Annotated in this window: 7 protein-coding genes; 3 read left to right on the top strand and 4 right to left on the bottom strand. The window is 72.4% G+C overall.

Annotation, left to right across the window (positions count from 1 at the left end; genetic code table 11):
- Together aroA and ACVNF4_RS11730 are read left to right on the top strand one after the other, a co-directional pair.
- Positions 1-1087 (top strand): 3-phosphoshikimate 1-carboxyvinyltransferase (gene aroA / locus ACVNF4_RS11735; protein ID WP_461802687.1); only part of this gene is annotated, 1087 nt, incomplete at its 5' end.
- Entirely contained in the window at positions 1084-1716 is a 633-nt protein-coding gene (locus tag ACVNF4_RS11730; protein WP_461802686.1) for a GNAT family N-acetyltransferase, read from the top strand. The genes aroA and ACVNF4_RS11730, both read left to right, overlap by 4 nt.
- Here ACVNF4_RS11730 and ACVNF4_RS11725 read toward each other — a convergent pair.
- Together ACVNF4_RS11725 and ACVNF4_RS11720 are read right to left on the bottom strand one after the other, a co-directional pair.
- Positions 1706-2086: a DUF6281 family protein gene (locus ACVNF4_RS11725; protein WP_461802685.1), complete on the bottom strand. Its 381-nt coding sequence runs from the start codon at positions 2084-2086 to the stop codon at positions 1706-1708. The two genes, ACVNF4_RS11730 and ACVNF4_RS11725, sit on opposite strands and share 11 nt — an antisense overlap.
- 72 nt (positions 2087-2158) lie before the next feature.
- Positions 2159-3094, bottom strand: a complete 936-nt coding sequence (locus ACVNF4_RS11720; protein WP_461802684.1) for a LysR family transcriptional regulator — start codon at positions 3092-3094, stop codon at positions 2159-2161.
- Between the two features lie 50 nt (positions 3095-3144).
- On the opposite strand from ACVNF4_RS11720, the gene ACVNF4_RS11715 reads away from it, so the two are divergent.
- Positions 3145-3711 (top strand): RBBP9/YdeN family alpha/beta hydrolase, encoded by a 567-nt coding sequence (locus ACVNF4_RS11715; RefSeq protein ID WP_461802683.1) that lies wholly within the window; start codon positions 3145-3147, stop codon positions 3709-3711.
- Positions 3712-3791: 80 nt separating this feature from the next.
- Here ACVNF4_RS11715 and ACVNF4_RS11710 read toward each other — a convergent pair whose 3' ends face one another.
- Positions 3792-5075 carry an MFS transporter gene (locus ACVNF4_RS11710; RefSeq protein WP_461802682.1) on the bottom strand — a complete coding sequence of 428 codons (1284 nt, stop codon included), beginning with the start codon at positions 5073-5075 and terminating at the stop codon, positions 3792-3794.
- A 275-nt stretch (positions 5076-5350) separates the two neighbouring features.
- Positions 5351-6397, bottom strand: a complete 1047-nt coding sequence (locus ACVNF4_RS11705) for a LacI family DNA-binding transcriptional regulator (RefSeq protein WP_461802681.1) — start codon at positions 6395-6397, stop codon at positions 5351-5353.
- Between the last annotated feature and the right edge of the window lie 14 nt (positions 6398-6411).

Below are 6411 nucleotides of genomic sequence, written 5' to 3'. Positions count from 1 at the left end.
CCCGGCGAGGACGGAGGCCGACGTCTACTGCCGGGACGGCGCGACGACCGCCCGCTTCCTGCCGACCCTCGCCGCCGCAGGCCACGGCACGTTCCGCTTCGACGCCTCGCCCCAGATGCGCCGCCGCCCCCTCCTCCCCCTCACCCGCGCCCTGCGCGACCTGGGCGTCGACCTGCGCCACGAGGACGCCGACGGACACCACCCCCTCACGGTCCACGCGGCCGGGGTGGAGGGCGGCGAGGTCGTCCTCGACGCCGGCCAGTCCTCCCAGTACCTCACCGCACTCCTCCTCCTCGGCCCCCTCACCCGCACCGGCCTCCGCATCCGCGTCACCGACCTGGTCTCCGTGCCGTACGTGGAGATCACCATCGCGATGATGCGGGCGTTCGGGGTGGAGGTGAGGGTGGAGACGAAACAGGCGGCAACCGCTTACACAAACGCCCCCGCCGAACGTGTCTACACCGTCCCGCCCGGCGGCTACCGCGCCACCACCTACCCCATCGAACCCGACGCCTCCACCTCCAGCTACTTCTTCGCCGCAGCCGCCCTCACCGGCGGCGAGGTCACCGTCCCCGGCCTCGGACAGGGCGCGCTCCAGGGCGACTTGGGCTTCGTGGACGTCCTGCGCAAGATGGGCGCGCACGTCGAGATCGCCGCCGACCGCACCACGGTCAGAGGCACCGGCAGCCTCGGCGGCGTGACGGTCAACATGCGGGACATCTCCGACACGATGCCGACCCTCGCCGCGATCGCCCCCTTCGCCACCGGCCCCGTCCGCATCGAGGACGTCGCCAACACCCGCGTCAAGGAGTGCGACCGCCTCGACGCCTGCGCGGAGAACCTGCGCCGCCTCGGCATCGGCGTCACCACCGGCCCCGACTGGATCGAGATCCACCCCGGCACCCCGCAGCCCGCCGAGATCAAGACCTATGGCGACCACCGCATCGTCATGTCCTTCGCGGTCACGGGCCTGCGCACACCGGGAATCTCGTTCGACGACCCCGGCTGCGTCCGCAAGACTTTCCCCGGTTTCCACGAAGCCTTCGCCCAGTTGAGCACACAGTTGAGGAAGGGCGGCACGGAGTGAGATTCGAAGCGGGCCAACAGCCGTTGCTGGCAGGCGAATTTGTTCGACTGGAACCCCTGGAGCGGCGTCACGCAGCCGAGTTGGCGCTCGCGGCGGAGGAGAACCGGGGCACCTACGCATTCACCTGGGTCCCGCGAGCCGCCGACATCGACGGTTACCTCGACCTCCAACTGGCCCGCGCCGCCGACGGATCGATCGCCCCCTACGCACAGATCTCGACCGCCACCGGCCGCGCGGTCGGCACGACGGCCTACTGCGAACCCCGCGCCTGGCTCACCCCGGACCACCTGGACGCGGTCGAGGTCGGCCACACCTGGCTCGCCGCCTCCGCCCAGGGCACCGGCGTCAACGCCGAGGCCAAACTCCTCCTGTTCCGCCACGCGTTCGAGGTCTGGCGCGTCTCCCGCGTCGACCTCAAGACCGACGCCCGCAACGCCCGCTCCCGCGCGGCCATCGCTGCCGTCGGCGCGACTTTGGAAGGCGTCCTGCGCAACTGGTCCCCCTCCAAGTACCCGGGCGAGGAAGGCGCGTTGCGAGACACGGCGATCTTCTCCCTCACCGCCGAGGAATGGCCGCACCGCAGAGCGGAGCTGGAAAACCGGGTGGCCCGCCACAGAGTCACCGCGTGAACAACCGCCGTATCCCATCCGGCAATTGATCCCGAACCCCCTGGGCCACCAGCAACCTCCCGGTGGCCTCCTCCACCACGATCGCGACCGCCGGATCCACCCCGACCACCGAGTACGCCCGCACCTCCCGCCCTCCACCCCCGGCGTCCCCACCCCCGCCCGTGTCGTGACAGTCCGGCAGCACCGCCGTCCCGACGGCCTCCCCGAGCGTGAACTCGGCTCCGTGCACGTCGGAATACCGCCGCCCGCCATAGTCGGCGACGAACGCGCAGGACGCCTCGCCCTCCCCGCCACCCACGGAACAACCGCTCACGGCCGACCCGGCGACGAGGAACAGCAACACGGCGAAACGGCTTGCCGCAGCTCTCACAGCAAGGCACCCCCGGACAAATGGCAACGGACGAAAGACAACGGACGGCCGACCTGTCACGACCGTGACGCCTCACCCCCGAAGAACGTTCACCGCCGCCCGCAACTCCTCCCGCACGACCCGCAGCACCGGATCCCCCTCCGCCCCCGCCCGCACGGCCACGAACACGTTCCGCGAGGGAGCCGCCCCCGCGACCGGCCGTATCGCCAACTCCCGCCCGGCGTACACGGATCGCACGAGCCGGGGGACCAACGCGACCCCCATCCCCGCCGCGACGAGCCCGGCCAGCGCGGCCCAGTCGTCCACGGCGTGCCGGACGTCCGGGGTGAAGCCGCTCGCCGCGCAGACGGAGCGGGCCACCGCGCCGCAGCAACTGGAGGCGCGGCCGATGATCCACGGCTCGGTGGCGAGGTCCCGCAGCGGCACCTCCGCACGCCCCGCGAGCCGGTGCCCCCGGGGGAGAGCGACGTCGAGGACATCGGCCAGCAGGTCCTCGCGGGTGTAGCGGACATCGGTGTGCGCGGGCGCCGCCGCGAAGTCGACGGCGACGGCCACATCGACCTGGCCGCCGTCCAACTCCGTGAACAGATCCGGCGGTTCGGCCTCGACGACGTCCACGCGCAGCTCCGGCAACCGCTCCCGCAGGGCCCGCAGCGCCGGGGGCAGCAGCCCCAGGATGCCGCTGGAGAAACAGCCGACGGTGACCGTCCCCCGCCCGCCCTCTTCGTACGCGGCCAAGTCGGAGCGGGCCCGCTCCAGTTGGGCGGCGATCAGGTCGGCGTGCGCGAGCAGCACCTTGGCCTGACCGGTCAACCGCAGTCCCCGTCCATCCCGTTGGGTGAGCGGCACGCCGAACTCTCGGGCGAGTGCCGAGAGTTGCTGGGACACGGCCGAGGGCGTCAGATGCAGGGCCTCGGCCGTCCGCGCGACACTGCCCCGGCGTTGCAGCTCGCGCAGGACGATGAGGCGGCGAAGGTCAACAGTGAAGGCTGGGCTTAAGGGTTCCATCGGAAAAGATTAACTGGACCTTGATGAGTCATCCTGGAGATGATCGCCGTATGACCTCCTCCTTCCTGATCCTCCACGGCTGGCAGAACCACCGCCCCGAGGGCCACTGGCAGCGCTGGCTGGCCGACCGCCTGACCGCCCTCGGGCGCGAGGTCGCCTACCCTCAGTTGCCGGACCCGGACAGCCCCGAACTCGCGGTCTGGCTCGCCGAGTTGGAGCGTCACCTGACCGCGCCGGGCCGCAAGGTCGTCGTCGCGCACAGCCTCGCCACCGTCACCTGGCTGCACGCCGTCGCCCGCGGCCTCCCCGGTCTCGACACCGTCGACCGCACCCTTCTCGCCGCCCCCGTCACGACCGCCGCCGACTTCCCCGAGATCGCCGGCTTCGCCCTGCCCCCGCTGCCCGGCCTCACCCTGCCGTCCCCGACCCGCGTCGTCGCCGGGGACGCCGACCCGTACTGCCCGCAAGGCGCCCAGAGAGCCTACGGAGACCCCCTCGGCCTCACCGCCGAAGTCCTCCTGGACGCCGGTCACTTGACTCCGGACGACGGATACGGGCCCTGGCCGTCGGTGCTGGAGTGGTGCCTGGACGGGGAGACGAAACTGACGGTGAGGTGACGAGGGCGACAGGGCAGCGAGGACAGAGGCGACAGCGAGGGGGCGGGACCGGCGTCCGGCCAAGGCCGGGAGCAGCGAGATCACGCGAGGGGAGCGCGCCCCTCACGACGCCTCCGCCAACGGCCCACCCCGCGACGGACGTCACCACCACCACTACCGCCACCGCCGACCCCCGCACCGCCGACACCCGCACCGCCCCCACCCCAGCCCACCGCCACCAACGCGAACCCCGCACTCACCCACACCGCACCCCGATAGTCCCCACTCACCTCGGTGACACCCCCGGCGACCAACGGCCCCACGAACGCCCCCAAGTTGAGCGCGACGGTCGCGAACGCCCCCGCCAGCGCCGGTGCTTCACGGCTCCCGAGGACCAACACCCGCCCCACCAGAGCCGACCCGGCCCCGAACGACAACGCGCCCAGCACCAGCGCCGCACCGAAGAGCGCCCCACCCCACACCGAGGTCAGGGCCAACACCCCCCAGGCGAACGGCAGCACCACCAGCACCACCCTCAGCCACCGTTCCCCCACCCGCCCGGAGACGGTCACCCCCACGAACGCCCCCACCCCGAACACCGCGAGCAACCCCGGCACAACCTCCTCGGGAAGCCCGCCGACCTCCGTGCCGAGCACGGCGAGATACGAGAACCCGGCGAAGGTGGCCGCGTTGACAGCGGCCCCCACCCCCAACGCCCGCCGCAGCAACGGCCGCCCCAACACCCGGAGTTCCGCACGCACCCCAAAGCGCACCCCAAAGCGCACCCCGAAACTCCCCCCGGAACGCCCCTCGGAACGCCCCCGTGAACGCCCCGCCCCACCGGAACCACCCCCCACCCACCCGACCCACCCCAACGCCGGCACGCACAACCCCGCCACGGCCCAGAACACCACCCGCCACCCGAACCGCTCCCCGAGCCACGCCCCCGCAGGCACCCCCACCGCACAGGACAACGTCACCCCCGCGAGCAGCACGGCCGTCGCCCGCCCCGCCAACTCCGGTGCCACCAGCGACGAAGCGGTCGACAACGCCACCGCCAGAAACCCCGCGTTGGCGACGGCGGCCACCACCCGGCTCCCGAACAGCACCGCGAAATCGGAGGTTACTGCCCCCACCGCATGCGCGACGACGAACACCGCCAGGAACCCGCACAGCGCCGCCCGCCGAGGCAACCGCGCCCCGACGACGGCCATCACGGGCGCCCCCACGATCATCCCGACCGCGTACGCGGACGTCAGACTCGCGGCGGCCCCGACGGACACGGACAACTCACGTGCGATACCGGGGATCAGCCCCGACAGCATGAACTCGGAGGTGCCTTGCGCGAAAACGGCAAGGCCGAGGACGTACAGGAAGACAGGCAAGGGAAGTCGCTCCAGCGAGAACGAGGGACAAGAGAGCAGCACGAACGCCGATCACAGGTCCCGCACGCCGAAACAGACCCCGAGGAGAGGCCTCAGTAACCGATGTAACCGATTGCCGTCCAGCCGCACGAAACCTGCGGCTGCGCTCTGTCCGACTCGGGGCTCGACATACCCGGCACGCTACAAGCACACCCCGCGCCGGATCAACCGCCCACCACCCGCCGCACCGCCTCCACCGCCTGCCTCCGGCCCCCCGACCACCCCCGGAGCGCCCCCTACCCCCGAGGTACCCCCGAAGACCCCCGCACCATCAACTCCCCCCGAATCACGGCGATCCCCCCGGGCGGCGGCTCCTCCCGCCCCATAGCGATCCGCCCCGCCCGAGCCCCCGCCTCGGCCAGCGGCAACCGCACGGTCGTCAGCGACGGCACCGCGTCGATGCTGAACGGCAGATCGTCGAACCCGGCGACGGAGACGTCGTCCGGAATCTTCCGCCCCGAGTCCCGCAGGGCCGCGCAAGCCCCCAGCGCGACGGAGTCGTTCGCGGCGACGACGGCGGTCAACGTCGGGTCGCGGCGCAGGAGTTCGAGGGTCGCCTCGTACCCCGCCCGCCGGTCGTAAGGCCCGTGGACGGTCCAGCCGGCCAACTCCTCGATCCCGGCGGCCTCCAGAGCCGCCCGATGCCCTTCGAGCCGGTGCCGGGTGGTCGTCCGCTCCTCGGGACCGGCGATGTAGCCGAGGCGCCGGTGCCCGAGCCCGATCAGGTGCTCGGTCAACTCCCGCCCCCCGCCCCGGTTGTCGAAGGTGAGCGCGATCGCCCCGGTGTCCTGCGCGGGCGGCCGTCCGCACAGCACGACCTTGGTGCCCGCCCCCTCCAGCCTGCGCAACTTCGCGGCCACGGCGGTGGCGTGGGGCACGTTCTCCATCGCGCCGCCGGTGAGGATGACGGCGGCGGCCCGCTGCCGCTGGAGCAGCGTGAGGTAGGTCAGCTCGCGCTCGGGATCGCCCCCCGTGTTGCAGACGACCGCGAGCCGCTCCCCGCCGGCCCGCCCCCCGGTCCCGCCGATCTCGGACTGCACGGCACCGGCCATGATCCCGAAGAAGGGGTCGGCGATGTCGTTCACCAGGATGCCGACCAGGTCGGAGGTGGCGGCGGCCAGTGCGCTCGCGGGCCCGTTCAGGACGTAGTCCAGCTCGTCCACCGCGCGCAGCACCCGCTCCCGGGTCGAGGCCGCCACCGGATAGTTCCCGTTCAGTACGCGCGACACCGTCGCGGGGGAGACCTGCGCGCGGGCCGCCACGTCCGCCAGGGTCACCGTCATCTCGTCGTCCTCCG

The sequence above is a fragment of the Streptomyces sp. S6 genome, from assembly GCF_054880855.1.
This window is presented reverse-complemented; position numbering and strand designations above follow the sequence as displayed.

Coding starts and splice junctions, on each gene's coding strand:
- ACVNF4_RS11720 (WP_461802684.1), bottom strand. CDS start 3,094: ATGGAACCCTTAAGCCCAGCCTTCACTGTTGACCTTCGCCGCCTCATC.
- ACVNF4_RS11715 (WP_461802683.1), top strand. CDS start 3,145: ATGACCTCCTCCTTCCTGATCCTCCACGGCTGGCAGAACCACCGCCCC.
- ACVNF4_RS11705 (WP_461802681.1), bottom strand. CDS start 6,397: ATGACGGTGACCCTGGCGGACGTGGCGGCCCGCGCGCAGGTCTCCCCC.